Here is a 1,784-nt window from a genome sequence, read left to right as displayed (position 1 = left end):
GCTCAGCTTCTGCTCGCAGAATCCCTGGCCGCATACTTTCCGGAAATGGTGTTCACAGATTCCGGAATCACTGTTCAAATTCACCGGAATACGCATACCTCGCTGCCCACCACGCCATTGCCCCCCTTGTTGCGAAAACCACTCAGGTCGAGGTGCAACCAGGGAAGCTCGGCGGGCACGAAGCGCGTGAGAAAACGGGCGGCATCGATGTGATCCGGGGAGGCGCCCGGCGCGCACTGTAACAGATCGGCCCACTCGCTATCGAGGTTGTCATCGTAATCCTCGTCCAGGGGGAAGGGCCAGACTCGCTCCCCGCTCTGCTGTCCCAGCGCGATCAGAGTGGTGAGCCACTCGGGGCGGTTGGTGAAGGCGCCGCTGTAACGGCTGCCGAGCGCCCGTTTGCAGGCGCCGGTCAGGGTGGCATAGTCGATCAGCAAGTCGGGTTTGTCCCCGGCCGCCAGGGTCAGGGCATCCGCCAGCACCATGCGACCCTCGGCGTCGGTGTCCACCACTTCGATGGTGGTGCCGTTGAGGGCGGTCACCACCTCACCGGGCCGGAAGGCCTGCGGGCCGATGTGGTTCTCGGCGATGGCGAGCCAGCAGTGCACCTCAACGGGGAGTTTCGCCCGGCTGATGGCCAACAACGTGCCAAGGGCCACCGCGCTGCCCCCCATGTCCAAGTGCATGCCATACATGCTGCCACCGACTTTCAGGTTGTAGCCACCGGAGTCGTGGCAGATCCCCTTGCCCACCAGCGCAACGCGGCGCACCGGGTTGGCCGGACAGTAACTGAGCCTGACGATGGCGGCCTGACCGTCCGCCGAACCACGGGCCACCGCCAGGAAGGCGCCAGCCCCCTTCTGTGCCAGGGTCGTCTCATCAAACTCCTGCCACTGCCACCCCTCCTGCTGCGCCAGCTCCCGGGCATAGGCCCGGTAATGACGGGCATTGAGCTCGGACGCTGGCAGCACCGCCAGGTGGCGAGCCAGACCATTGCCTTCGGTTTCTGCGCTCAGGCGGGCCATGTCCAGTTCGCAAGGGGGGGAAAGTTGCAACTGCTGATAACCCGGTCTTGTCGCCTCACTCCGTTTCTGGGTCGGCAGGGTCACATCGGCGGCGAGCAGGCAGGCGAGCACCACCCTTGCCAGTTGGGCGCGATGCTCATCGTCAAAGCCCTCCAGATGGAGCGCCAGGTGCGTCGCCTTGAGGCCCGCCAGCGAGCCCACCCAGCTGCGCACCTGCTTGTAGAGCCGATGATCCAGGACCGGGCGGGCATCCATGAAGATCACCCGTTGCAGCCCCTGACTGTCGTCGAGGGAATAGGGGGCCTTCTGACCCAGGGCTATCTGGGTTGCCACGGCGGCAAAGGGAGGCGTCGCCAGCAGGGTATCGCGCGCTGAGTCGGCAATGAGCAGGAGTTTGACGGCAGCCGGCCCTGCCATTACTTCGGCGAGGGAGGTGCTCTGCATCGTGATTTGGGGAGAAGAATAGCTAAAAGGGGTCATCACAGGGTGCGGCCTCATCCATGAACAGCAAGCAGGATGATACCGAACAAATGGCGAGAGGGATCGGAAAAACACACATTATTGTGTGCAAGCAACAGATGCTGGAGGGGATCAGAGAGGTAATGCAGAAGAAAATCAGTCAGAAGTTGGTTGCGGGGGCCGGATTTGAACCGACGACCTTCGGGTTATGAGCCCGACGAGCTACCGAGCTGCTCCACCCCGCGTCCGAATTGTATTGCCACCACAAAAAGCAGAGCAGTTGCTTCTTGCTGTCTTCGT

The 1,784-nt window shown here is 62.7% G+C and carries 1 protein-coding gene and 1 tRNA gene; both read right to left on the bottom strand.

Annotation, left to right across the window (positions count from 1 at the left end; translation table 11 throughout):
• Positions 1-80: 80 nt before the first annotated feature.
• The gene (locus AB5Y50_RS12360; protein ID WP_368162920.1) at positions 81-1,508 is read right to left on the bottom strand and encodes a leucyl aminopeptidase family protein; all 1,428 of its coding nucleotides are present in this window, start codon (positions 1,506-1,508) and stop codon (positions 81-83) included.
• Between the two features lie 144 nt (positions 1,509-1,652).
• Positions 1,653-1,729, bottom strand: a tRNA-Met gene (locus AB5Y50_RS12355).
• Positions 1,730-1,784: the final 55 nt, after the last annotated feature.

This window comes from Aeromonas sp. s6 (assembly GCF_040907815.1).
Taxonomy (GTDB): domain Bacteria; phylum Pseudomonadota; class Gammaproteobacteria; order Enterobacterales; family Aeromonadaceae; genus Aeromonas; species Aeromonas caviae.
Note: the sequence above shows the minus strand (reverse complement) of the source record. Positions and strands in the feature narration are given on the sequence as shown.